This window comes from Novosphingobium sp. TCA1 (genome assembly GCF_009811895.1).
In the GTDB taxonomy this organism is placed as follows: Bacteria; Pseudomonadota; Alphaproteobacteria; order Sphingomonadales; family Sphingomonadaceae; genus Novosphingobium; species Novosphingobium panipatense_A.
The window spans coordinates 243,136-267,993 of sequence record NZ_BLJH01000003.1 but is presented as its reverse complement, the minus strand read 5'-3'; the positions used below and the strand labels follow the sequence as shown (position 1 = coordinate 267,993).

At 65.8% G+C, this 24,858-nt stretch carries 21 protein-coding genes; 9 read left to right on the top strand and 12 right to left on the bottom strand.

Annotation, left to right across the window (positions count from 1 at the left end):
• Window positions 1-438: 438 nt before the first annotated feature.
• Genes NTCA1_RS06465 through NTCA1_RS06455 form a run of 3 tightly spaced genes read right to left on the bottom strand, consistent with a single transcriptional unit; the run spans window position 439 to window position 3,320 of the window.
• Window positions 439-1,122 carry a PIG-L deacetylase family protein gene (locus NTCA1_RS06465; RefSeq protein ID WP_086491734.1) on the bottom strand — a complete coding sequence of 228 codons (684 nt, stop codon included), beginning with the start codon at window positions 1,120-1,122 and terminating at the stop codon, window positions 439-441.
• 3 nt (window positions 1,123-1,125) lie between these two features.
• Window positions 1,126-2,019 carry a methionyl-tRNA formyltransferase gene (locus tag NTCA1_RS06460; protein WP_236549129.1) on the bottom strand — a complete coding sequence of 298 codons (894 nt, stop codon included), beginning with the start codon at window positions 2,017-2,019 and terminating at the stop codon, window positions 1,126-1,128.
• A 17-nt stretch (window positions 2,020-2,036) separates the two neighbouring features.
• A complete protein-coding gene (locus NTCA1_RS06455; RefSeq protein ID WP_086491736.1) occupies window positions 2,037-3,320 on the bottom strand; it encodes a glycosyltransferase family 4 protein in 1,284 nt (427 codons plus the stop codon).
• Between the two features lie 551 nt (window positions 3,321-3,871).
• Here NTCA1_RS06455 and NTCA1_RS06450 point away from each other — a divergent pair.
• Genes NTCA1_RS06450 through NTCA1_RS06440 form a run of 3 tightly spaced genes read left to right on the top strand, consistent with a single transcriptional unit; the run spans window position 3,872 to window position 8,098 of the window.
• Window positions 3,872-5,935 (top strand): nucleoside-diphosphate sugar epimerase/dehydratase, encoded by a 2,064-nt coding sequence (locus NTCA1_RS06450; RefSeq protein ID WP_159829400.1) that lies wholly within the window; start codon window positions 3,872-3,874, stop codon window positions 5,933-5,935.
• Between the two features lie 13 nt (window positions 5,936-5,948).
• A complete protein-coding gene (locus tag NTCA1_RS06445; RefSeq protein ID WP_236549128.1) occupies window positions 5,949-7,241 on the top strand; it encodes a DegT/DnrJ/EryC1/StrS aminotransferase family protein in 1,293 nt (430 codons plus the stop codon).
• Window positions 7,238-8,098 (top strand): sulfotransferase, encoded by an 861-nt coding sequence (locus NTCA1_RS06440; protein WP_159829398.1) that lies wholly within the window; start codon window positions 7,238-7,240, stop codon window positions 8,096-8,098. Before NTCA1_RS06445 ends, NTCA1_RS06440 begins: the two co-directional genes overlap by 4 nt.
• 10 nt (window positions 8,099-8,108) lie before the next feature.
• Here the strand turns inward: NTCA1_RS06440 and NTCA1_RS06435 are convergent, their stop codons facing one another.
• The 3 genes from NTCA1_RS06435 to NTCA1_RS06425 form a co-directional block, all read right to left on the bottom strand.
• Complete coding sequence (locus tag NTCA1_RS06435; protein ID WP_159829490.1) at window positions 8,109-9,479, bottom strand: SRPBCC family protein; 1,371 nt, start codon at window positions 9,477-9,479, stop codon at window positions 8,109-8,111.
• Window positions 9,480-9,675: 196 nt separating this feature from the next.
• Window positions 9,676-12,144: a PhoX family phosphatase gene (locus tag NTCA1_RS06430; protein WP_159829396.1), complete on the bottom strand. Its 2,469-nt coding sequence runs from the start codon at window positions 12,142-12,144 to the stop codon at window positions 9,676-9,678.
• Window positions 12,145-12,279: 135 nt separating this feature from the next.
• Window positions 12,280-13,011 (bottom strand): Crp/Fnr family transcriptional regulator, encoded by a 732-nt coding sequence (locus NTCA1_RS06425; protein ID WP_159829394.1) that lies wholly within the window; start codon window positions 13,009-13,011, stop codon window positions 12,280-12,282.
• 398 nt (window positions 13,012-13,409) lie between these two features.
• On the opposite strand from NTCA1_RS06425, the gene NTCA1_RS06420 reads away from it, so the two are divergent.
• On the top strand, window positions 13,410-15,959 hold the full coding sequence (locus tag NTCA1_RS06420) for an HWE histidine kinase domain-containing protein (RefSeq protein ID WP_374705166.1): 2,550 nt from the start codon (window positions 13,410-13,412) through the stop codon (window positions 15,957-15,959).
• Between the two features lie 185 nt (window positions 15,960-16,144).
• On the opposite strand, the gene NTCA1_RS06415 is transcribed toward NTCA1_RS06420, so the two are convergent.
• Window positions 16,145-17,158: a DNA topoisomerase IB gene (locus NTCA1_RS06415; protein ID WP_159829392.1), complete on the bottom strand. Its 1,014-nt coding sequence runs from the start codon at window positions 17,156-17,158 to the stop codon at window positions 16,145-16,147.
• 194 nt (window positions 17,159-17,352) lie between these two features.
• On the opposite strand from NTCA1_RS06415, the gene NTCA1_RS06410 reads away from it, so the two are divergent.
• Both NTCA1_RS06410 and NTCA1_RS06405 read left to right on the top strand, forming a co-directional pair.
• Window positions 17,353-17,835 carry a hemerythrin domain-containing protein gene (locus NTCA1_RS06410; RefSeq protein WP_133083659.1) on the top strand — a complete coding sequence of 161 codons (483 nt, stop codon included), beginning with the start codon at window positions 17,353-17,355 and terminating at the stop codon, window positions 17,833-17,835.
• 92 nt (window positions 17,836-17,927) lie between these two features.
• A complete protein-coding gene (locus tag NTCA1_RS06405; protein ID WP_159829390.1) occupies window positions 17,928-18,392 on the top strand; it encodes a pyridoxamine 5'-phosphate oxidase family protein in 465 nt (154 codons plus the stop codon).
• Between the two features lie 200 nt (window positions 18,393-18,592).
• On the opposite strand, the gene NTCA1_RS06400 is transcribed toward NTCA1_RS06405, so the two are convergent.
• The 3 genes from NTCA1_RS06400 to NTCA1_RS06390 form a co-directional block, all read right to left on the bottom strand.
• Window positions 18,593-18,988 (bottom strand): DUF2501 domain-containing protein, encoded by a 396-nt coding sequence (locus tag NTCA1_RS06400; RefSeq protein WP_159829388.1) that lies wholly within the window; start codon window positions 18,986-18,988, stop codon window positions 18,593-18,595.
• A gap of 90 nt (window positions 18,989-19,078) precedes the next feature.
• Entirely contained in the window at window positions 19,079-19,495 is a 417-nt protein-coding gene (locus NTCA1_RS06395; RefSeq protein ID WP_159829386.1) for a response regulator, read from the bottom strand.
• Window positions 19,496-19,534: 39 nt separating this feature from the next.
• Complete coding sequence (locus NTCA1_RS06390) at window positions 19,535-20,197, bottom strand: sigma-70 family RNA polymerase sigma factor (RefSeq protein WP_236549125.1); 663 nt, start codon at window positions 20,195-20,197, stop codon at window positions 19,535-19,537.
• Window positions 20,198-20,705: 508 nt separating this feature from the next.
• Here NTCA1_RS06390 and NTCA1_RS06385 point away from each other — a divergent pair.
• Window positions 20,706-21,497: a response regulator gene (locus tag NTCA1_RS06385; protein ID WP_159829384.1), complete on the top strand. Its 792-nt coding sequence runs from the start codon at window positions 20,706-20,708 to the stop codon at window positions 21,495-21,497.
• A 52-nt stretch (window positions 21,498-21,549) separates the two neighbouring features.
• On the opposite strand, the gene NTCA1_RS06380 is transcribed toward NTCA1_RS06385, so the two are convergent.
• Window positions 21,550-21,963: a PilZ domain-containing protein gene (locus NTCA1_RS06380; protein WP_159829382.1), complete on the bottom strand. Its 414-nt coding sequence runs from the start codon at window positions 21,961-21,963 to the stop codon at window positions 21,550-21,552.
• Window positions 21,964-22,092: 129 nt separating this feature from the next.
• Complete coding sequence (locus NTCA1_RS06375; protein ID WP_159829380.1) at window positions 22,093-23,754, bottom strand: CHASE domain-containing protein; 1,662 nt, start codon at window positions 23,752-23,754, stop codon at window positions 22,093-22,095.
• A gap of 272 nt (window positions 23,755-24,026) precedes the next feature.
• Between NTCA1_RS06375 and NTCA1_RS06370 the strand changes: the two genes are divergently transcribed.
• Window positions 24,027-24,239, top strand: coding sequence for a NepR family anti-sigma factor (locus NTCA1_RS06370; RefSeq protein ID WP_133083654.1), 213 nt, complete (start codon window positions 24,027-24,029; stop codon window positions 24,237-24,239).
• The gene (locus NTCA1_RS06365; RefSeq protein ID WP_086491835.1) at window positions 24,232-24,816 is read left to right on the top strand and encodes a sigma-70 family RNA polymerase sigma factor; all 585 of its coding nucleotides are present in this window, start codon (window positions 24,232-24,234) and stop codon (window positions 24,814-24,816) included. Before NTCA1_RS06370 ends, NTCA1_RS06365 begins: the two co-directional genes overlap by 8 nt.
• Window positions 24,817-24,858: the final 42 nt, after the last annotated feature.

Below are 24,858 nucleotides of genomic sequence, written 5' to 3'. Positions count from 1 at the left end.
TGTGCCCGGCTACCCATCGGCATAGTCTCCAGACGACATGCAAAGACGACGCAAAGAGAACATCCAAAGTATTCATTGCCTATACACGTACAGTTCGGAAGCGCACGAAAGACGCCAGAGACGTCACTCCGAATGCAGTCTTGCCTGTCGCGCTCAAAGGTCGCGGCAACGTAAGGCGGCAGCGACGGATCTGTGCGGAAATGTTCGGAACAAGGGCGCGGATGATACCGCGCTGCCGCAAGGGCATTTGTTTGAAAATCCGCCGCAGGCGGATTTTGGCGGCACCGGCCCTCTCCCCACCCGACCTCCCATCAGGATACACTCGTGAGAGGTCGGCCCCCTCAGCGAAAAGGTCCCCCGGACCTTTTCGTGTTCTTCGGGACGGGAGAGGGCCGGTGCCGCTCAAAAATGCCCTTCAGGCATTTTTCAAACAAATACTCAGCGCTCGATCGCGCGCACCAGAACGAAGCCTTCGGCGGCTTCGGAAAAGACCGTCGAGCCGCGCAGGCGGGCCAGGGCCTCGATGGTGATCAGCGAGCGTTCGTCGGGAAAGTCGCGGACCTGGCTTTCGAACATCGCGAAGGCATCGAGCTTGCGTTGCAGCGTGGCGGCGATGTCGATGTGGACGTTCGGCACGAAGGGCGGCGTGAGCGGCGCGGCGTACCAGTTGGTTTCCGACAGCGTCTCGTAGGCGAGTATCCGCGTCGGCACGGTGCGGTCGCGCGGCCGGGCCGCCACCATCGCGGCAAGGAAGGCCAGTTGGTGATCCTGGTGGATATCGCCGAGAAACGGCACGAACAGCGTGTCCGGCCTGACCTCGCGGACCACCCTGCCCAGCGCCGCGTTAAGCTCCGCTGCGGGCACGATATCCAGCGAGGCCGCCGGGAAATCGAGCATATGCACCTGGCGCACGCCGATATGGGCATGGGCGCGGCGCATCTCGGCTTGGACGCGCGCCACCCCGTCCTCGGAAAAGGCCGGAGGCCGCCCGCTGGTGACGACCACCACCTGCACGTCCATTCCCGCAGCCGCCATGCGCGCCATCGTGCCGCCGCAACCGAGAATCTCGTCATCGGGATGCGGCGCGACGACGAGGACCTTTCCGTAGTGTTCGAGAGCCAAGCGCTATCCTTTCAGCACGGCATGCAGGGGCGGAGGCTTGCCCTCGGCCATTTCCCAGTCGGTCAGTTCGAGCAGGCCCTCGCCGGTCTGCACCGTCAGAACGCCCTCGCGGCTGGCCATGACTTGTCCGGGAATGGCGTGATGCCGGTCGGCGCCGCCCACCGGGCGGGTCGCCCAGACGGTCAGCCTGCGCCCGGAAACATGGGTGAAGGCCCCCGGATAGGGCCGCCCCACCGCGCGGACCAGCCGGTCGATCGCAGAGGCCGGATCGCGCCAGTCGATCAGGCCGTCGGCGGGGGTGCGTTTGGTCGCCCAGGTCGCATAGCGTTCGTCCTGTACCCGGCGTGGCTGCTCGCCCGCCGCCAGCCGGGGCAGCGCGTCCTTCAGCATCGCGCGCAATGCATCCATGTGCTTGTCGTAGAGCCCTTGCGCGGTCTCGTCGCGGGCGAGGTGGAAATAGTGCTGCGCCAGGATGTCGCCGTCGTCGGTGCCTTCCGCGATCCAGAACAGGCTGGAGGCCGAGATCGGCTCGTCCAGCAGGATCGTCCAGGGGATCGCCGCCCTTCCCCGCAGGCGCGGCAAGGGCGCGGGATGATAGCCGATCGCGCCTTTCGCGGCGATCGACAGGAATTCGGGGCCGACGATCTGCGACCAGCCGACCACGAAGACATAGTCCGGTCGCTCCGCGCGGACCAGTTCGAGCACTTCGGGATCGTTGCTGCGAGCGATATGGGCCAGCCGCGCGCCAGCCTTCCGCGCGAAAGGCGCCATGTCCACGAGGTCAGAGTGGCGGGCGTGCAGTTCGGGCGGGAGCGTTCCCACCAGGGTAAGCTCCCAGCCCGGCGCCTCCGCCAGTTCCTCGACAAGAACCTGGGTGCTCCCGACGGCACCGATCACGACAGCCCGCATCGCCTTTAACCCGCGACGGCCCGCGACGGCCCTCCGCCCGCTGCGGAGCCAAGCCCTTGCAGATGCGGCCCTGTCGTTTCGGGGCCCTTGGTTCCGGGGCCCATCGTTTCGGGCGGAAGATCGTCGCCGGAGGCCGCGCGGACCGTCGCCGGCTCGTTCCAGGGTTCGCGCAGGAGGTCCATCTCGTCGAGCAACTGGTGGTTCACCTTGCGCACGTCGTAGATCTTCTCGGCTAGGTCGCGCGAGCGGGCGGCCATGCTGGTGACCAGCGCGGGCGCCTCTATGAAGCGCTGCATGGCCGCCTTGAGCGCGGCGGCATCGCGCGGGGCGACGAGGAAGCCGTTCTCGCCCTCGATGATCGGCTCGCGGCAGCCCGGCATGTCGGTGGTGATGACCGGACGCCCGGTCGCCATGGCTTCGAGGATCGTGCGGGGCAGCCCCTCGCGGTAATAGGACGGCAGCACGAAGACCGAGCAGCTCGCCAGATAGGGGCGCACGTCGCTGGTGCCGGGGATGAACTGGACCGGGTACTGGCGCGCCAGCCGGGCGCATTCCACTTCGTCGATCCCGGTGGGATTGTCGCGCTCGTAATGGCCCAGCACGCAGAACTCCACCTCCGGGTGGTCGAGCTTGAGCTGACGCGCGGCCTCCAGGAATTCGTAGATGCCCTTGTCGCGCATGAGGCGGCCCACCAGCAGGAACCGCAGGCGGCCCCGCGGCAGCGGTTCGAGGCGGAAGCGTTCGAGGTCGATGCCCGATCCCGGCACCTGCACCACGTTCTGGCGCGGGGTGACGATGCCCAGGTCGATCATGTCCTGCCGGTCGTCGGCATTGAACACGAAGACCCCGCGCGCGCGGCGCACCGCCTCGCGATAGAGCCGGGTCACTACCCAGCGCAGGCCCTTGCGGGCGCCGCTGTCCTCGCTGAACACGTAGCCGAGGCCCGACATCAGCGCGAAGAAGCGCGGCACGCAGAGCATGCGCGCGGCGATGCCGCCGTAGATTATCGGCTTCTGCGTATAGGCCAGCACGAGATCCGGCTTCTCCGCCATCATCAGCCGCACGTAGGCGGAGAGCAGCGCCGCATCCTTCGCAGGATTGGTGCCGGTGCGCGCCATGGGCACGATGCGCAGGCCGATGCCCCAGGCGGCGAGGTCCCTCTCCACGGCGGGGTTGCTGTCTGGCGCCACGGCGACGACCTCATGCCCGTTCGCCTTCAATTCCCGGAGCAGCGCGCCCCGGAAATTGGTGAGCGAATAGGCCAGACTGGACAGGACGAGTATCTTCATGCGTAATCGAGCCCCAGGCTGACGGATGGTGCCGTGAGGCCGCCACCACGCCCCCGCGTGAGTGCCCCCATCCCTTGTCGCCCTGAATGATGGCCCTCGAACCGCTGATCGCAAGCGACTAATCGGCTGATAGCCCTTCGAGATAAACGGCGGCGATTAAGGGATGGGGCAGCACGGCGAAGCCCGCTCCCTTTGGATCAGCGCCCTGTCCGACAGTCGAAACCGCGACCTATTCGCAAGAGTATCGGCAATTACGGTTGATGGCTTCATGCACAAGTGCGCGGGCCGGAAATGGTCAATAGATCATGAACAAGAAGGTCGGATGCGGCCCTTCGAGCATTGTTGCCGGTCCCGAAAAAGCCCCGGAAATGCCCTCCCGAAAAGGCAGGGCGGAAGAGCCGGAGCCGAAAAGGCCAGGGAAATGAAGGCAGGCTCGGCGGAACTGCGTTCCGGGAAAAATGGGACTGAAGGACACCGCGCTGCGGCACCGGACCCGAACAGCTGAGAAGGTCGACGCGATGAGTCATACCGCTACAGGAGGCAGTGCCACGATGTCCGTCGGCACCGCGAACAGGTTCCTCAAGGTACGCAAGTTCGGTTCGTCAAACGCGCGTTCGCGTTCTTCGGTGTCCCAGTTCAGCCTGCGGCGCACGTTCCGCAACACCGTGCTGATGACGATCGACTTCCTGGTCCTGTCGCTGACCCTGGCGCTGGCGTTCGAACTGATCGGCAAGACGGGCTTTCCCAAGTCCGACGGGCATCTCGGCGCGATCCTCTCCTTCGCATTGGTGGTGATCGGGGTGTTCTACACGGCGGGCATCTATCGCCGGTCTTGGCGTTACTTCAGCTTTTCCCATGCGATCCAGCTGGCCATGCTGACCCTGCCCGCCTTCGCACTGGCCTGGGTGGCGATCCTGATCGTGCCGGGCGTTCGCGCCGAGCGCGGCCAGCTGATGGAAATCGCGCTGGCCCAGTGGCTCTTCGCGATGACCGCGCTGTTCTTCGTGCGCGGCGCCCGCCGCGCCCTGCGTGAAAAACTGACCCATACCGCCAAGGCGCTGCCCGCCCATGTCGACAGCAAGAACCTGCGCGGCGCCCTGCTGGTCGGCTCGCCCGACTGGGTGCTCTCGATCATCGAGATGCTCAAGCGCGAGACCACGCCCAGCTTCTTCGTCACCGGTATCCTGCTGCCCGCCGACAACGACACCCTGCAACAGATCGCCAGCGTGCCCGTGCTGGGCAGCCACGACGATCTGGCCCATGCGGTCGAGACCTTGGAGCTTCAGGGCCGCCGCCCCTCACTGGTGATCGCCTGCGACGACGGCACCGACCTTTCCAACCGCGAGATGGCGCGCCTTACCTCGCGCGCGCGCAATCTCGGCCTCGAACTCTCGCGCATCCGCGACGGCTGGAGCCATATCCTCCAGCGCAACCACGGCGCATCGCCGGACGAGCTTTCCGTGAAGGACCTGCTCGGCCGCAACGAATTCACGCTGGAAGGCGAGCAGGTCACCAGCCAGATTTCCGGCAAGTGCGTGCTGGTGACCGGCGCCGGCGGCACGATCGGCGGCGAACTGTGCTGGCAGCTCGCCAGCTTCCGCCCCTCGCGCCTGGTGCTGGTGGAGCACAGCGAGTACCACCTCTACGCGATCGAGATGAAGCTGCGCGAGCAGTACCCCGATCTCGATATCCAGCCCGAGCTGTGCAACATCCGCGAGCGCGACGAAGTGCGCCGGGTGTTCGAGCGCCACCGGCCGGTGATCGTCTACCATGCCGCCGCGCTCAAGCATGTGCCCATCGTCGAGGCCAGCCCTTGCGCCGGGGTCCATACCAATATCCTCGGCACCCGGATCGTCGCCGACGCGGTCTGCGAATATTCGGCCAAGGCCATGGTCCAGGTCTCCACCGACAAGGCGGTGAACCCGGTGGGCATGATGGGCGCCACCAAACGCGTGGGCGAACTCTACAGCCAGGCGCTCGACATGTGCGGCGTCGACGATCCCGAGGCCCCGCGCTTCATGACCGTGCGCTTCGGCAACGTACTGGGATCGAGCGGTTCGATCGTTCCGCTGTTCCACCGCCAGCTGCGCGAAGGCCGCGCCCTGACGGTGACCCATCCCGATATCGAACGCTTCTTCATGACCGTGCGCGAGGCGGTGCAGCTGATCCTGCAGAGCAGTTCGGCAGCGCTCAGCCAGAATTCCCAGCGCGGCACGATCTTCGTGCTCGACATGGGCAAGGCGGTGCGCATCGTCGACCTCGCCTACCGCATGATCCGCCTCTACGGCCTCCAGCCGGAGATCGACGTGCCGGTGGAATTCGTCGGCCTGCGCCCCGGCGAGAAGCTCTATGAGGAGCTGTTCGACATCTGCGAGGAGCAGCTTCCCTCCGGTATCAAGGGCATCTTCGAGGCCCAGTCCAAACCGATCCCCCTGCCCTTCATCTCGCGCAGCATCGACCGCCTCGCCCGTGCGGTGGAGCTGGGCGACCATACCGAAGCACGGCGGATCACTCATACGCTCGTCAAGGTTCCCAGCGGCAGCGCCGGTTTCGAGGTGATCGAGAACCAGAGCCTGATCCATCCGCACGGCACCGGCGAACCGGTAAAGGCTTGAGGAGAACGCATCCGTGAATCTGGCCAGTACGCCCGCAGTCGAGGATTCCTCCCCGACGCTGGAAATCCTTCCCGCTGCCTCCTCTTCGCCTCCCGAGCCGGTCCGCAGCCTCTGGCCCCGGCACGAGCCTGACGAGATCGAGGCCGTCGCCCATGTCCTGCGCTCCGGCAAGGTCAACGCACTCGTCCACGGCGAGCAGAACCGCGCCTTCGCGGCGGAATTCGCCCGCTTCGTCGGCATGCCGGAGGGGCAGTACCCCAGCGGTCTTTGCATCGCCAATGGCACGCTCACCCTGGAAGTGGCGCTGCGCGCGCTCGGCGTCGGGCCGGGACACGAAGTGATCGTGCCCGCCCGCAGCTTCTTCGCAACGGCCAGCTGCGTGTTGGCGGTAGGCGCACTGCCGGTCTTCGCCGATGTCGATCCGGTCAGCCAGAACATCGATCCCGCCTCGGTCGAGCGGCTGGTGACGCCCGCCACGAAGGCAGTGATCTGCGTCCATCTGGCCGGCTGGCCCTGCGACATGGATGCGCTCGGGCGGATCTGCGACGAACACGGCCTTTCCCTGATCGAGGACTGCGCCCAGGCCCACGGCGCCACCTGGAAGGGGCGGCAGGTCGGCTCGTTCGGCGCGGCATCGTCGTTCTCGTTCTGCACCGACAAGATCATGTCGACCGGCGGCGAAGGCGGGCTGCTGCTGCTGCGCGACCCCGAAGCATGGCTGCGCGGCTGGGCCTTCAAGGACCACGGCAAGAGCTACCGCAAGGTCACCGAAGGCGCGGCAGGCGGTACGCCGGGCGCCTTCCGCTATATCCACGACGGTCCCGGCTCCAACTACCGGATGACCGAGATGCAGGCCGCGCTCGGCCGCTGTCAGCTCGGCAAGCTGCCGCGCTGGCTGGCGGCCCGGCGCCGCAATGCCGAAACGCTGCTCGGCGCACTCGCCGGCGTGCCCGGCCTGCTGCTGCCCGATCCGCCCGCACATATCGGCCATGCCTGGTACAAGTTCTATGCCCGCCTCGACGGCCCCGAAGAGCAAGTCGAGGAACGCCGCCGCAAGGTGCTGGCCGGTCTGCTGGCGCGCGGCATTCCGGCAGGCAGCGGCTCCTGCCCCGACATGAGCCGCGAAGAGGCGCTGCACGGCCTGCCCGTCCGCCGCGACGGCACGCTGGCGAATGCCGTGGCGCTGGGCCGCCGGACCCTGATGTTCCCGGTCGACCATACGCTGGAGACGCGGGACATGCTGCGCATGGCCGAGGCCCTGCGCGAGACGATGCCCGAGACGATGCCGGAGACGACTACCCGATGAAGGCTCCCGACTGGCAACCCCGCTTCATCGTGATCGGCGCCGTCAAGGCGGCCACGACCTGGATACAGGCACGCCTCCAGGACAATCCCGCGATCCATATGCCCGACCCCGAGCCGCACTACTTCAGCAGCGAATTCGATCGCGGCGAGGACTGGTACCGCGCATTCTTCGAACACCGCGCCCAGGACGCCGCGCAAGGCCGGATCGTGATGGGCGAAAAATCCGCCGACTACCTGGCCCATCCGCTGGCCGCCGAGCGCATCGCCCGCGCCCTGCCGCAAGTCCGCCTGGTGCTGCAACTGCGCAACCCGGTGGAACGCGCCTATTCCGACTACAAGATGTTCTTCCGCCGTGGCACCGTGAAAGGGCCGCCCGAGGACTATCTCCGCTCGCCCGACAATCCCCATCCGCGCTTCCTCCAGGACGGCCTCTACGCCCGCCATCTCGCGCGGTGGTACGACCTGTTCCCGCGCGAGCAGATCCTGATCTACCTCTACGACGACGTGCGGGTGCAGCCCCGGCGCATCGTCGAGGCCGTGTCCGGGCATATCGGCGTGCCCCCGGTGTTCCGCCCGGAACTGGCACTCGCGCAGGAGAACAGCAGCCGCTCCGCGATCCTGCCCCTGTCGCTGCGCAAGGCGCTGGCGCCGCTGAAGCAGACGATCCGTCCCTTGCGCGGCAAGCCGGTGTTCGAGAACATGCGCTCGCTGCTCGCCCGCGAAATGCACTATCCGCCGCTGGCACCGAGCCTGCGCGAGCAGCTGCGCGACTTCTATGCGCGGGACGTGGAAACGCTGGAGGCGATCTGCGGCCTGGACCTCTCGCGGTGGAAGGCCCCGGCGCGCAGCGCGGCGTGATCCGCCGGAGTTAGTCCAGATCCAGCAACTTCGGCGCGCCCATGCCGTCCATGAAGTTCGCCAGGTTGCGGTGGAGATTGATGACCTTCTGCTCCTGATGCGGATTGGGCAGCGGGCCGCGAAAACCGCTCGACTTCATGCCCTTCTGCACGAACTGCATGTTCGAGAAGTCCTGTGCCAGCACCGATCCCCAGTTCTCGCCGATGGGATCGGCATAGACCCATTCGGTCTGCGGCGCTTCGCCTTCGGGGAAGCGTTCGAGGGCGTAGCTTTCGAAAATGCACTTGTCCGGGTCGTCGCCGTAGGGGCGCACGCGGTAGCAGAGCGCGAAAGTCTCGCCGTGGAGGATGTTCTGGTTGGGGAACAGGCCCCAGGCGAGGCCGCCCTCCTTCTTGATCTCCGGCGGGACTTCCGGCCAGACCACCCCGCGCGCGGCATCGTCGGCCTTGGCGCTTTTCAGCCAATGAGCGATGATCTCGCCCGGCGTGGCGGTTTCCGGAAGCTCGTCCACCAGACGGCTGGCGGCGTTGACCAGCGTTTCGGTGGAGGCGGAATAGTTCACCGTCTCGTAGTTCTCACGGATCAGTTCGTACGTGGAGACGCGGGCGTCATCCCCCTTGCCGGCGCGGGTGGTGCCGGCGCTTTCGCTCATCTGGAACTTGGCATCGCGGGTGTCGTAGCTGGAGACGGAGTGAAGGCCGTACTGCTTCGACAGCGCGTAGTAATCGCCATAGGCCAGGAGCTGCGTATGCGTCCCGGCGACGTGATAGGGCTCCAGAAACGCCTCGATCGCGGTCTTCCAATTGCAGTCGTAGATCGCCCATTGGCGCCACTTGTAGTGCATGCCCGCAAGGTCGAAGTGATCGAGGATCTCGCCCGCGCGGCCCATCCATTCCTTCAGCGGCACCGCATCGGGGTCCATCGAGATGTAGATGTAGCCGCCCCAGGTATCGACCTGCACGTCCGACAGGCAGGTCATCTCGGGCGTCAGCTTGTTGTGCCAGTCCTGCGGGTCGAGGATGTAGGTGTTGTTCCCGTCCAGGTCGAAAGTCCAGCCGTGGAAGCCGCAGATGAAATTGCGGCGATTGTTGCCGCGCACATCGTGGACTTTGCCGGGCAGCATGGCGGGCACCGAGACGAGCTGGCGGCCGCGATGCGGGCAGACGTTGTGGAAGGCCTTCAGCGTGCCATCATCCCCCCGCAGCACGATGATCGATTCGTCGGCGACGTCGTAGGTCATCCAGTCGCCGGGATTGGGCAGGTCGCTCTCGCGCTCCACCATCTGCCAGACCTTGGGCCAGAGCAGCTTCTTTTCCGCCTGAAGGTAGTCCTTCGAGAGGAAGGCGGTGGTGGGATAAGTGGCGAGGCGTTCCTCGTCCATGTCCCTGGCTGTCAGCGTGGCCGTCTTGGTGCCCGTCTCTTTCACGTGGCCTCTCCTGTTATCAACAGGACTGTTCATTAAGCCATTGGCAAAGTGGTTTCCAGCCGCAGTGCGGGGTCGGCGCAACGCCCCTGCGATACAAATGGAAAAGGGCGCACCCGCAGGCGCGCCCTTCCCGTATGGACTGGTCTGGCGATCAGAGCGCGATGACGCCGCCGTCATCCTTGGTGATCGCGATCACCGCCGAGCGCGGGCGCACGGTGGCGCCGGGCGTACCGGCCTGGCTGTCGGGCCAGTGGCTCGACGGCGCGGCAGGGGTGCCGTCCTCGCCGGGGTGCTGGATGCCGACGAACAGCGTGCGGCCGTCCGGGGTCGAGTCGATGCCGGTGATCTCGCACTGGACCGGGCCGACCAGGAAGCGGCGCAAGTTGGCTGCCGTTGCCGGCGCGCCGACCACGGTAGCCTGGGTGGCGGTGGCGCCGTTCGAGCCGGTATTGGTGATCGTCTTGGCACCGCCGTCCCCGACGCGGCCGGGGATCGCGGCCAGCAGCATGCAGTTGGTGCGGTCGGTCAGGGCGCCGTCGTCGGTCTCGATCCAGAGCACCGGGTTGAACTGCCCTGCCGCATTGGTGCTGCGCGAGAAGTAGGCGCCGTCCGGGCTGGAGAAGTCGTTGTCGACCGTCAGGCCCGAGACGTTGACATTGGCACCGGCGTCGGTGGCATCCGCGCCGAACAGGTAGATGTCCCACTTGAAGGTCGTGGCGGCAGTGGTGTCGCCGTCTTCGCGCAGGCGGACGATGTGGCCGTTGGGGTTGCCGTACTGGGCCGAATTCGAGGCGCCCTTCGGGTCGTTGTAGTGACGCGGGTTGGCGGCATCGGTCCCGGTCAGCGGGCGTCCGGCGGCATTGTTGTTGGTGAGCGTGAGATAGATCTCGCCGGTCACCGGATTGCCCGCCGTCCATTCCGGGCGGTCCATCGGCGTCGCGCCCACCGCGTCGGCGGCAAGGCGGGTGTTGACGAGGATGTCGGCCTGGTCGGCGAAGACATATTCCGGCGTCGTGCCTGCGGCCGGACGGTTCGGCACCTGCCCGAACACCAGCGGCAGCCACTGACCGCTGCCGTCGGCGTTAAACTTCGCCACATAGAGCGTGCCGGTGTCGAGGTACTTGTCGCCCATGGCCAGACGGCTGGTGCTGGCCGCGTCGGCAGCGGCATAAGTAGCCGAGGACACGAACTTGTAGAGGTATTCGCGGCGCGAATCGTCGCCCATGTAGACGCCCAGCTTCTGGCCGTTCACGGCGCGCACGAAGGCGCCTTCATGGCCGCAGCGGCCCAGCGCCGTGCGCTTGCGCGGCGTGGAAGCCGGATCGTAGGGATCGATCTCGACCACCCAGCCGTACTGGTTCGGCTCGTTGCGATAGTCTTCCGCCGCCGTGGCGCCGGTGATCGTGGCGTTCCACTTGGTGTAGAGCGAATCGGTGGAGTCCGCGAAGGACCAGGCATAGTTGCCGGTACGGCTGGTCACGCCGAAGCGCGCGAGCGAAGTCATCTCGCGGACGCTGCGCTTGGCATCGTCGGCCGTGTCGCGGCGGAAGTAACCGGCCCAGTTTTCCTCGCAGGTGAGGTTGGTGGCCCAGGGGGTCATGCCGTTGGCGCAGTTGTTGATCGTGCCGCGACCGGCCGTGCCGTTGGTGGAATAGGCCGTCACGAGCATCGCCGAACCGGCGGCCGGACCGTGGAAGCTCATCGGCGTGTTCGGGGTGATGCGGCGGTTGTAGGTGCTGGTGGGCACATAGGACCACTTGCGGCTGCCCGCATCCACGTATTCCGACACCGAAACGCCGTGCGCCTCGATCTCCTTGATGGCCTCTGCCGCGGGACGCGGGCCGGTGGAGACGTTGGTCGGGCCGTTCGGATGAAGGTACTGGACGTTCAGGTTCTCGTGGTTCTGCACCATGAGCCCGCGCGTGGAGCTGTTGTCGTCACGGCCGCCCGCGGCTGCGAGACCGAAGAAATGCAGCCCGTCGCCGTGGTCGCCGATGCGCTGGGCAAAGTTGCCGTCCGTGCCGTCGTTCGCATAGGCGGAGACGCCGGTAGCGAGCGGATCGCCCAGACGGGTCATGATCGTCACCGAATAGCCGGTGGGAACCTTCACCACGTCCGCAAGGCTGTGGGCGACGGCGGTGAAGCCGAGCACGCCCGGCGAGACCCGCACGGTCGTGGTGGCGGCGCGCATTTCGCCGGTGACGCTGGTGGCCGAGAAAGTGAAGACCAGGTCGGTCGCCGCGCTGACGGCAGGGGCGATGAAGCTGACGGTGGAGCCGGAGCCGGTCAGTTCGACCGTGGTGCCCGAAGTCTGCGCCCAGGCCGTGCTGTAACCGGCATAGCCGTTCTCGGGGCTGCCCGTCAGCGTGACGACGCGGCCCGCGCTGGTGGCGGCATTGGCCCCGGCGCTGACGGAGACGCTGTTCTCGTTGTCGTCGTCGCCGCAAGCGGCAAGCAGCGCCGTGCCCATGAAGGCCATGGTGGTGGCGCCTGCTCCGCGGAACAGGGCCTGGCGGCGCGAGTAGCGCTCTGCCGCCATGCTTTCGAGCGAGCGCTCGTTGGTGGGATTGGTATCGACGTCGCCGTCGGTATAGCCGTTGGCGGGAAGCCTGTCAGTCATGGTTGATGCCCCTGTTCTTTCGACATTCGCAGGGGCGTTGCTAGGGGCGCTTCATGTCAATTGAGCGCAATATCGATGTCATTTCGATGTCGATTTCACGACATCGAAACCACAATGGATGTCATGATCGAGAGATTATTGCGGATCGCCCGGATAGACGCCGGCCAGCACCTTGGAAAAATGGGCGGCGACATGCTCGTTGCAGGAACAGGCCTTGCCGCGCAGGGCCTCCCGGTCCGAGATGCTGATGCCGCCGCGCCGGGTGCGCACCAGCCCCTCGCGCTTGAAGCGCTGGAGCACGCGGCTGGCATAGCTGCGGCCGATGCCCATCATCGATGCGAGCTGCTCCTGGGTCATCGTCACGTCGTTGCGGCCGATCCTGTCGATCGCGGCGATCAGCCACTTGGCGGCGCGTTCCTCGATGGTGTGAACCGCATTGCAGGCGATCGACTGGAACACTTGCGCCATCATGCAATCGGCATAGCGCGCGAAGAGGTTCGCCACCGAGGGCGAGGCGCTCTTCACCTCGTCCATCTGCCGCGTGGGAACGCGCCAGAACAGGCCGCCGTGCAGCACGCTGGCACGCGCATAGGCCGGCAGGCTGCCATGGCTCACCACCCCGCCCAGCGCGCCTTCGCGGCCGACCAGGATCGTTTCCACCGACATGCCGCTGTCCAGTTCCACGAAGTAGGAGCAGACCGAGGCACCGCGCGGTAGATAGCAATATTCCACGGTGTCGCCCGGCCGGTAGATCACGTCGCCCGCGCGCATCGCCACTTCGGAAAGGTGCGGCTCCAGGCGGGCGAAGTCAGTGGGCCGCAGCGCCGCCAGGAGATCGCTTTGCTCTTGGCTCGCATGTGACGCCATTTTTCACCGGCTCCCTGATAGATCGATCACCTTGCATGCGCGCCGGATGCCGCGCCGCAAGGCAGACAATGCGGCAGGCCGCCGAGGGTTCCCGCGACAAGTGTACAGAAATGAACAGACGGGGGGCGGAGAGGCCGCTACGTTCCTGAGGAACATTTCTCTTTCGCCCGCGTTGGAATGCCCTAAGCGGGGGCTCGTGCGCGGTTGCGCGCGCTTCTCCCCCGTTTGCCAACTGCTTGCAGATACTACTTTTCAAGGCGAATCCCGAATGCAGACCGAGGACATGACAGCCCGCCCCGCCGACCTGCTTCTGGAATTGCGGCTGGAATTGGAGGCGTCATTGCGGGCAGGTGACGCTGCGGCGCCTCGGTGGCACGGCGGCGCCCGTGGCTGACGCCATGCACACGGTGGATCTGAGCACCTGCGATCTCGAACCGATCCACGTCATCGGCCGGATCCAGAGCTTCGGCTGGCTGCTCTCGTTCTCCAGCGACTGGATCATCAACCACGTCTCGGTGAACTGCGAGGACCTGTTCGGCGCGTCCCCGCGCGACATGGTGGGCCTGCCCGCCATGCAGTTCCTGTCTCCCGACGCCATGCACGACATCCGCACGCGCCTGCAGGTGCTGGGCGGCGCCAGCACGGTGGAGCGGATCTTCGAAGTGGACTTGCGCGGCGACGGGCGGCTGTTCGACATGGCCGTCCACGTCTCGGGCCGCTCCTACGTGCTGGAGATCGAGCCCCACGAAGGCGGCCGCCGCCGCGATTTCGTGAGCTATGTGCGCCCGATGATCGACCGGCTGCGCCAGTCCACCTCGATCGAGCAGCTCTGCACCAGCGCCGCGCGCCACTTGCGCGGGCTGACCGGGTTCGACCGGGTCATGGTCTACCGCTTCGACAACGACGGCGCGGGCGAAGTGATCGCCGAAAGCCTCAACGGCATGGTCGACAGCTTCAAGGGCCAGCATTTCCCGGCTTCCGACATTCCCGCCCAGGCCCGCCGCCTCTATACCCGCAACCTGCTGCGCATCATCAGCGACGTGGACGATCCCACCGTGCCGATCCACCCGGCGACCGACCCCAACGGCGATCCGCTGGACCTGTCGATGTCGGGCCTGCGCGCGGTCTCTCCGATCCATATAGAATATCTGCGCAACATGGGCGTGAAGGCATCGATGTCGGTCTCGATCATGCGGCGCGGCAAGCTCTGGGGCCTGCTCGCCTGCCATCACTATTCGCCGCTGACGCTGTCCTATTCGGTGCGCACGGCCAGCGAACTGTTCGGCGAGTTCTTCGCCTATCTGCTGGAGCAGAAGGAAACCGATTTCGCGCTGGAGTTGCGCGCCGCCTCGATGCGTCTCCATGACGAGATGATGTCGCGCGTGGCTGCCGGTGGATCGCTGCTGGAAGCCTTCGAGGATTTCTCGGAATCGATCGGCCGGGTGATCCCGTTCGACGGCATCATCGGCTGGGTGGACGGGCGCTTCGTCAGCCACGGACATACCCCCGCCGAAGCGCAGTTTTCCGAACTGGCGCGGTTCCTCAATACTGCGGGCGCCAGCACCGTGTGGTCCACCGATGCGATCGGTGCGGTCTTCTCGCCCGCGCAGGAATGGGCGGACCGCGCCGCCGGTCTGCTCGCCCTGCCCGTCAGCCGCACCCCGCGCGACTATATCGTGCTGTTCCGCCGCGAGCAGGTGCGCGAGGTGAGCTGGGCAGGCAATCCCGAAAAGGCGATCGAACTCGGCCCCAACGGCGCGCGGCTTACCCCGCGCAAGAGCTTCGAGATCTGGAAGGAAGAACGGCGCGGCCAGTCCCGCCCCTGGACCGAGGAAGAGACGCTTGCCGCCGATGCGCTGCGCGTCACCTTGCTCGAAGTGGTGCTGCGCCTGGCCGATGCCGCCCATGTCGAGCGCGAGCAGGCGACCCGCCAGCAGGACATGCTGATCGCGGAACTCAATCACCGCGTGCGCAACATTCTCAACCTGATCCGCGGCCTCGTCACCCAGAGCAAGGAAGGCGCCGCCACGATCGACGATTTCGCGGAGATCGTCGGCAGCCGCATCCACGCCCTCGCACGCGCGCACGACCAGGTGACGCAGAAGGACTGGACGCCCTCCTCGCTCTACGACCTGATCCGCACCGAAGCCGCCGCCTATGCCAGCGACAGTGCCGACCGCGTGGTGATCGACGGCCCCGACGCGCTCGTGGCGCCCAGCGCCTTCACCACGCTGGCGTTGGTGTTCCACGAGCTGATGACCAATTCCTGCAAGTACGGCGCCCTCTCGGACTCGCGCGGAACGGTGACCATCACGCTCGATCGCGGAGACGACGGCTCGCTGGAGATCGACTGGCGCGAGGCGGACGGCCCGACCGTCAAGCCGCCGACCCGGCGCGGCTTCGGCTCCACCATCATCGAACGCACCATTCCGCACGAACTGGGCGGTTCCGCCTCGGTGGTCTTCCCCAGCGAAGGCCTCAAGGCGCTGTTCCTGCTACCGGCGGATCACATCGCCAGCTTCGAGACGCCCAGCCCCTCCGAACATAGGCCCACCGCCGAGGTGCCCGAAGCCGCCGATCTGGCGGGCACGCTTCAGGACGGGATCGCGCTGATCGTCGAGGACAACGTGATCATCGCCATGGAAGTCGAAGACGTCCTGCGCGGCCTGGGCTTCAACGACTGCCGGATCGTGGGATCGGTCCATTCGGCCATGGAAGTGGTCGACGGCGGCGGCGTGTCTTTTGCCATGCTCGACGTCAATCTCGGCAAGGACACCAGCGAACCGGTGGCGCAAGCGCTGCTGGAGCGCGGCGTGCCTTTCATCTTCGCCAGCGGCTACGGCGAACGCGCGCTCGTTTCCGGTGCGTTCAAGGGGGTTCCGGTCGTGACCAAGCCTTACGGCGAACGCGAAGTCCGCGCGGCGATCGGGCGCTTGCGCAAGGGTTGAGGGCGGAGAGCGACCTGCCCCACCGTCTCCTTAATAACTCCGACGTCATCCTGAACTTGGTTCAGGATCCATTTCTGACCATCGACGGCGGTTCGATCGGCGCGATGGATCTTGAACCAAGTTCAGGATGACGGTAGGGGATGGGGCTGAGTTTGGCTGATCCGCCTCCCTCACCACCCTCCCCGCTAATCCCAGCTGGCCGCCGGAGGCGCTGCGTCGAGAAAGGCGATCAACCCGCGCTCCTCGCGCGCCAGCCAGCGGGTGCGGCGCGGCAGGTTTTCCGGCAGGTCCGGCACCGGCTCGGTTCCCCGCACGCAGGCGATCAGCGCCGGGTGGACGTAGGACTTGCGGGCGATCGCCGGGGTATTGCCGAGGTGCTCGGCAACATCGGCCAGCATCGCCTTCAGGCTAATATCGGGCTTTTCCCAGATCCGCGCGAAAGCCAGAGTGCTGGCGGCGAAAGTGCGGAAGTCCTTGGCCGAGAAGTCCTCGCCCATGGTCTCGTGCAGATAGTCGTTCACGTCCTGCGAGCCGACCGGACAGGCGCAGCCCTCCTCGTCCATATACTGGAACAAGTGCTGCCCCGGCAGATCCTGCATCTTGCGCACGCAGGCCACCAGCGCGCGGTCGCTGGACAGGATCTCGCGCAGCTTGCCGTGCTTGGCGCGAAAGCGCAGTTTCAGGGTGCGCCCTTTCAGCGTGGCATGGCGCCCGCGCAAGGTCGTGGCGCCGAAACTGCGGTTCTGCTCGGCATAGCGCTCATTGCCGATCCGCATGGCGGCACTGTCGAGCAGGGCCACCACCGAGGCGATCGCCCGTTCCCGGCAGAGGCGCGACAGGACCAGATCTTCCGCCACCCGGCGGCGCAATTCCGGCAAGGCCCGGCCGAAATCGGCGCAGCGGTCGAACTTGCGGGCATCCCGGTCCGCCCGCCAGTCCGGGTGATAGCGATACTGCTTGCGGCCCCGCGCGTCGAAGCCGGTGGCGAGGAGATGGGCTTCGGGCTTCGGCGAGAACCAGCAATCGACATAGGCAGGCGGCAGGGCGATGCGGTTGAGCCGGTCGATCTCCTGGCGGTCCTTGATGCGCGCGCCGTCGGGGTCGAAATAGGCCCACCTGATCGGCCCCTCGCCGCTGCGGCGGATCGGCTTGCGGGTGATCCCCGGTTCGTTTCCTTCGGCGAAGACGAGGCGCGGCATCGTGGCTCCCTGATGGCCTGAGCTGATCGCCCGGGACGGTGCGAAACGGCTCCGCGGGCATCCGTATCAGGCAACGCACGACAGGCCGCGAAGTTGTGCCGCCGTGAGGCGCGGCGCGGAACCCTGCCGCGCGGCGCCCGTTCCAGTTCGATACGACCAGTTCGATACAAATTGCCCCAGGAAGGAGCGACACCATGGCCGATGCCCGTATTTTTCAGGATCTGAAGGAAGACCACGACCGCCACCGCGACATGCTGGCCCGCCTCGGCGAGACCCAGGGCGACAGCAAGGAACGCCGCGAACTGTTCGAAGCCTTGCGCCGTGAACTCCAGGCCCATGCGGCGGCGGAGGAAGAAGCCCTCTACGCGACGATGCTCGCCTGCCCGGACTTGCGCGACGAAGCGCGCCATTCGGTTTCCGAGCACAAGGAGATCGACGATTTCCTGGGCGAGCTGCTCGATATCGACATGAGCTCCGGCGCCTGGCTGATGAAGTTCAAGGACATGCGCCACCGCTACCTGCACCATATCGACGAGGAAGAGGAAGAGATGTTCCCCTCCGCCGCCGAGACGCTTTCGGCAAAGGCGGAGCGCGAGATGGCGCAGACCTTCGAACGCCGCAAACCGCGCGAACTTTCGCTCGCGGCCCACCAGAAGCCGGGCGACGAAAAGGAATGAACGCCAGCTGAAGCCCCCGGGAACATCCGGGGGCTTGGCGGCGTTGCTTTGTTAACGATTGGGCTTCGTTAATAACCAGGAGGAAACCTGCCATGGAAAGCCACGTCCGCGAGAGGTTCTGGAAAGCCTTCGCCGCCAGTCCGTTCATGATGATCAAGCTCGACGCGGCGCATGGCCATGCCGAACCGATGACCGCGCTGCTCGACAAGGAAGCGCATCATGCGGTGTGGTTCTTCTGCAAGCGCGACAACCGCATCGGCGGCGGCGGCCGTGCGATGGGGCAGGTCATGACCAAGGGCCACGACGTATTCGCCTGCCTGGCCGGAACGCTGGTGGAGGAAACCGATCCCGCCGTGCGCGAAAGGCACTGGAGCAACGCCGTGGAAGCGTGGTTCCCCAAAGGCAAGGCTGATCCCTCGATCGTCATGCTGCGTTTCGAGGTGGACGATGCCGAAGTCTGGACTTCGGATGTCGGCATTACCGGCTTGTTCAAGCTGGCGACCGGCGGCACCATCGATCCCTCAAGAGCTGGCGAGCACGAGGTAGGCGCGGTCTGAATCCCTCGTCGATCGCGCGACCGTGTTCCCAGGGGGCGCGGAGGCCAGCCCCTCCGCGCCCTTACTCGTTCTTTAAGAAATTGCGGCACCGGCCCCAGTTGGATTCAGGCGCCCCCACCCGACCTCCCACGAGTGTATCCTGATGGGAGGTCGGGTGGGGGTGTGGACCGGTGCCGCTAAAATCCGCCAAGGGCGGATTTTCAAATAAACGAGCGGGACTGTTTGAGAACCATGTTGCAGACCGTCTTGCGGACCGACTTGGGCGCCTTGTCCAGCGAGAACGGCGCGCTGCCGCTGCTGAGGAGTGTGCCTGTGGAACCGGTCTTGAAGGCGTCGGACTGCTCGGCGACTTCCGGCTTCTTCGCAAGCAGGCCGTAGACCGAATTGCCTTCCACGGAATCGACCAGTTTCTGCTTCATGCAGTAACTCAGCACCCCGGCGGCATTACCCGCCCCGGTGGATGCAACGTCGGGCAAGGCGGACGTGAGCCCGCCCGGAATCTGGGCCTGTATCTGTGTCGAGGCGCCAGCGGCGACGGCCCCGCAAAGAGCGAGAAGCGAAAGGCGGAACGACGAAGGCGAGAGGCTGCGAGGCATGATCGGCTCCCTGCTGGCGCTGTAAACCGTTGCGGAAACTGTTTGCGCCCGGCCTCTTACCACGTTTTCCAGTCTGGGTCAGGGCCTGGATCAGGCTTGGGCCAGCGGCTCCAGTTCGGCAGGCCTATCCGTTCCGCAGCCACCGGCCATGGCATAAGCGATCGCGGCGAGGATGGCCTGCCGCGAGAACGGTTTCTGGACGATGCCGACGGCCGTTGCCGCGGGCTTGTCGATCTGGCCGGGATTGGCGGTGACGTAGATCACCCTGGCGCCGAAACGGCTGGCGAGGTCGCGCGCGACCGAAGGACCCGTCAGCCCGTCCCGCAAGTTGAGATCGACCAGCGCGACATCGGGCGCTTCCGCGAGGTCGGCCACGGAAGCCGCATCGGGAAGCGTCCCGAGCACGGCATGGCCGCCTTCCGCGAGTATGTCTTCAAATTGCAGGGCTACCAGGAATTCGTCCTCGACTATGAGGATCCTCGCGCCCGGAGAAGCTAGCGCGGCCAAGGCACAAGGGTTCCTGAAGCCGCGCCGGAAGTCATGCGATCAGGCCGCGACGGCATCCCGTTCGTCCGCATTGGCGATCTTGACCAGTTCGCCGAAGAAAGCGTCGATCGCTTCGCCGGTCAGCACGAAGTTGTGGCGGAAATCCGGGAGCTGGCCGGATTCGATGACTTTCGAGAGCATCGCGCGGGCGCGGCAGATGCGGCTCTTCACGGTGCCGAGGGCGATGCCGCAGATCCGGGCGATTTCCTCATAGGAAAGATTGCCGGCGGCGACGAGGATCAGCGCTTCGCGATAGGTCTCGGGAATGGCGGTCAGGGCGCGCAGCACATCGGCCAGTTCGACGGCGCTTTCCTGGCTGGCTTCGGCGCGCAGGATGCGCTCGGCGGCCAGTTCGTCGTATTCGCCGTGGAAGCGGGCGCGGCGCGCTTCGCTGTAGAAGTGATTGCGCAGGATCGTGAAGGTCCAGGCCTTGAAATTGGTGCCGGCGGCATAGCGTTCACGCGCGGCCCAGGCGCGGAGCATGGCTTCCTGCGCAAGATCGTCGGCGCGATCACGGCAACCGCAGAGGCCGCGTGCAAAAGCGCGAAGGTGCGGGGCTACCTCGGCGAGAGCCCGCTTGAAATCCCGGTCGCTGAGGGCGGCCACAGGCGCTTGTGCCTGAAGCGTTTCGGTTCCAGCGCTGGTTTCGGTTGCTGCGGACATTGCGTTCCCTCCTTGGCTGATCACGTTTCATGATCCGTCGAATTGGCAAACGCGACTAATGCACACAAAGTTCCCGGTATGGTCCGGTGCCCACACAAGACCAGCACCTGCGAGCACCGGTTTCCCGCGATTTCCTGCGTTCAATACAAGACAGAACGAGCCGGACGCGCGATTTTCGGCGCAACCGAATGAATTTTTTCGTTCATGCTGGGAACATCACGGCGCCGTAAACTTTGAGGCCTCCGTCCACTCTGCGGTGAACGGAGGCCTCCGGGATCGGGTCACCACTGGTTTGCGGGGGGTGGGGGAGCCAGTGGTGACATCGACCAAACGGACTATCGCCCGGTTGGTTCCCGTCGAAACCGGCTGTTCGCGAAAAATTTTGAGGTTGCCCTGCTCTTGTTGTGACGTCAGAAATCGATGTCAATTCGGGAGGGGAAGCGGGCCACCGATGTCATGAATACGGGAAAACACGGGAAGCCGACTTCCCACGAGCCGAGGAATTTCGATGTCCGTCTCTGACCAGATCGCCATCCAGCTGCCCTATCTGCGCCGCTATGCCCGTGCGCTGACAGGATCCCAGCATTCGGGCGATGCCTATGTCCGCGCCACTCTGGAAGCCGCGCTGGCCGACAAGGTCCTGCGCGAGGATATCGCCCATAGCCGCGCCGCGCTTTATGGTGCCTTCACGCGGATCTGGGCGACCGGCCATGTCGAGGAACCGGGCCTGGCCGAAGGCGGCCAGCACGAACAGGCGGCCCAGACCCGCCTCGCCACGATCGCGCCCACCCATCGCCAGGCGCTGCTGCTCACCACTGTCGAGGAATTCTCGCGCGAGGATACCGCGCGCATCCTCGCGGTCTCGCCCGAGGACGTGGACGCCCTTGTCGCCCAGGCGATCCTCGAGATCGAGAGCGAGAGCACGACCGACGTTCTCATCATCGAGGATGAGCCGCTGATCTCGATGCAGCTCGAAGGGCTGGTCAGCGAACTCGGTCACCGCGTGGTCGGCACGGCCGCCACCCATGCCCAGGCGCTCGACATCTTCGAACGCTCGCCCGCCGGGCTGGTGCTGGCCGACATCCAGCTCGCGGACGGCAGTTCGGGCATAGAAGCGGTGGAAGACCTGCTGAAGTTCGGCGACGTGCCGGTGATCTTCATTACCGCCTATCCCGAACGCCTGCTGACCGGCGAAAGGCCCGAGCCGACTTATCTGGTTACCAAGCCCTTCCAGGAAGCCACCGTGCGCGCGGCGATCAGCCAGGCCCTGTTCTTCGGGTCGAGCAAGCCGCTCGGCTGAACCTGCAAATAATGCCTGAGGAAAAAGCCCGCCGGATCACCGGCGGGCTTTTTCATGCCCGGCGCGCGCCGCGCGGTTCTCCGGCGCCCAGCGGCGGCAAGTGGCGGCCGAAGCGATCGCGCGGGCCCTGCCAGTCCTGAACAAAACGCCGGTCCTGAACAAAACGCTTATCGAGCGTGTAGGGAGGCGCCTGAAACCCGAGATGGCGCACGAGTGCGTCATGGATCGGGGAAAGGAAACGCACCCCCGCGCAGCCCGCTACCTGCCAGACGATCTCGCCCGGCACGACCTGATCGCGGCACAGGTCCAGTTCCAGCCGCTGCCCCTTTTCCGGCGCATCACCGGAAAATTCCACCATGCAGCCCCCGGCCGACAGGTCGTAAAGAAAGACCGGGGCATCCTGCCCGCTCGCCCGGCATGCAATCCTGCGTTCGACGATATGCCGATCCCAGCTACGCGCATCCATTCCCATCCCCTCCGATGGGCGCCCGCCCTCCTCGGCGACCACCCATTCCCTTCGATGAACAGACGTTCATCTCTACAGAAGATTCGCCTAAGTTTTCCTAAATGCCGCGTGCGAGCAGGAAAGGTGCCGTCATTTCCGCTCGGTCCGCAGCGCGAATTCGCGGCTCGCGCGAACCGGCACCTTGAGGCGGCACTCGACGCCGCCCGGATTGAAGCGCAGATCGACCTCGGACTTCAGCTCGTGCGCGACGATCTTCTCGATCAGATCGCGCCCAAACCCGCGCTTCACCGGCTCGCGAACCGGGGGACCGCCCTCCTCGCGCCAGTCGAGCGAGGCGAGTTCCGGCGTATCGAGCGTCCAGTTGACATGGATGCGGCCGCCGCTGCTGCTGAGGGCGCCATATTTCGCCGCATTGGTCGCCAGTTCGTGGATCGCGAGGCCAAGCGACATGGCGTCGTTCGGGGCCAGCCGGATTTCCGGCCCGGACAGTTCGACGTGGCGCTCGTTCCCTTCCATGTAGGGCGCCAGTTCCGATCGCACGACATCGCCGAGAATGGCATGGGTCCAGTCCGACTGGGACAGCAGGTCATGCGTCGCGGAAAGCGCCCGGATGCGGGCCGTGAGGCTTTCCGTGAAGTCGTCTATATCGCTGGCGCGCCTGCGGGTGAGCGCGGCGATCGAGAGCACGTTGGCCAGGGTGTTCTTCACCCGGTGATTGAGTTCGCGAGTCAGCGAATTGCGGATCGCGGCCTGGCTCTGGAGCCATTCCAGCACCATGCGGTCTTCGGCGGCGCGGCGGGTGATGAGCCGCCCGATCGCCATGACCATCAGCGAGGCCAGCGCGCCGAAGAACAGCGTGATGCGCGAGGCGGTGGAGAGCACGCCGCTCTTGCGGTCGCTGATGACGACCACCCAGGTATGGCTGCCCAGGTCTATCCGCCGCTGCATCTGCGGTTCGGCCGAACCTTCCGCATGGCGCTCCGCCAGCAGGGAGTCCGGCTCGACCGCGCCGTCATATACGGCCACGTCGATATTGTTGTTGCGATAGAGTTCGCTGGCCGACTCCAGGAAGGTTTCCGCACGGAACGGGCTGAACACGAAGCCCTTAACCTGCCCGCCCGAGCGCGGGGCGATGACCGGCATGTAGATCAGGAAGCCTGGCGTCTGCTGGCGGTTGCTGACGTCCTGCACGAGATGGACCTTGCCGGACGCCACTGGCTTGCCCAGCTTCATCGCCCGCTCCATCGCGGCGCGGCGCACTTCCTCCGACAGCATGTCGTAACCGATCGCCGTGCGGTTGGTGCCGTCGTCCGGCTCCAGGTAGACGATGGGCGCCGCGCTGCGTCGTGAAAGGTCGGGCCTAGGATAGACCAGGAAATCCGGCTTTTCGCTATTCTGGACCGAAAGCTCCAGCGCGGACAGGCGATCGACCGGCACCAGCGGCGCCCAGCCCATGCCGAGCGAGCCGTAGAGATCGCCCCTGCCCTGAAGGTCTTCCGCGAAGGAACGGAACTTCGCGGCGCTCACCTGCTCCTGCGTGGCGAACAGCGCGGCGCCGGCGCGCAGCAGCGCGATATTCTCGGTAGCGCGGCGCTGCAGCGCGGACGCGATCTCGGTAAGATTGCGGTCCAGCTCGACCTGCCGGGTCTGCCGGTCGGCGCGCTCGATCGCCATGACGGAGACCGCCGTTGTGATCGAAGCAATGATGAAAAGCAGGAAGGGCCAGCCGCGCGGATACTTGTGAAACCACGCCTGCTTCTGGACCCTGTCGAGCAAAGCCTGGTCAATCACCGGAAATCCACGCCATTTCAGCCGAACCGAATCGTTCCTCAAGAGCATCGCCATGCTCCAGGCCATTCGCAAGGCCGCCCGGGACAAGACTTTGTAGGAAATGGAACCAAGACCGGCCTCGATTGTTCCAGCGAAAACGACGTTCGGTTGCCTTGCCGGCGATAGGACAGCGGATCGGTCTGCCCCGACGGCACATGCACTGCGATTGCAGCATGACACTTGACCCGCTCCCGGCCAGCAAGCAAGTGTTCAGGTTGCAATGGAGTTCTGAGTTGAATCAACCCGATGGACAAGGCGCTGCTCGCCCGATCGCCGAAAATTCCGGCGATGCGGCGAGGCCCGGTCTCCCGCCGGACATCCGCAGGGATGGCGAACCCGGCTGGGCGGGAGGGTTGAGGAAGCTCTACAACTCCGTGGTGGACGAACCCCTCCCGGACAGCTTCAAGGATCTCCTCAAGAAGCTGGACGGGGCGGATGATGCCTGACGATACCGGCACGCCCCCTCCCCGCGAACAGCGTCCAGATCCCAGCATTCCACGCCCCGAGGATAACGAATTCCGCCGGGAACTGCTGACCGTCCTGCCGCACTTGCGCGCCTTTGCGCGCGGCCTTTCGGGCAGGCCCGACTTCGCCGACGACCTTGTGCAGGAAGCCGCGATCAAGGCCTGGACCGCGCGAGACCGCTACACCGCCGGGACCAACATGCGCGCCTGGACGTTCGCCATCCTGCGCAACCATTACTTGTCCGAACTGCGCAAGAGCAAACGCCAGACCGACCTCGACGAGGGCGCGGTTGAGCGCATGCTGGTGATGGAGGCCGATCAGGAAGGCCCCCTGCACCTCGGCGACATGGAATCGGCGCTGCAGAAGCTCGCCCCCGAACGGCGCGAGGCCGTGCTGCTCGTCGGCGCATCAGGCTTCAGCTACGAGGAAGCCGCCGAGATTGCCGGTTGCCCGATCGGCACCATGAAAAGCCGCGTCGCCCGCGCCCGCGCCGATCTCGCTCGCATGCTGGATGGCGACCCCGAACTGCTGGAAGTCGGGGAGCGCCGGTCGGGCTGAGGGGCCGGTGCCGCTTAAATCCGCTTCAAGCGAATTTTCAAA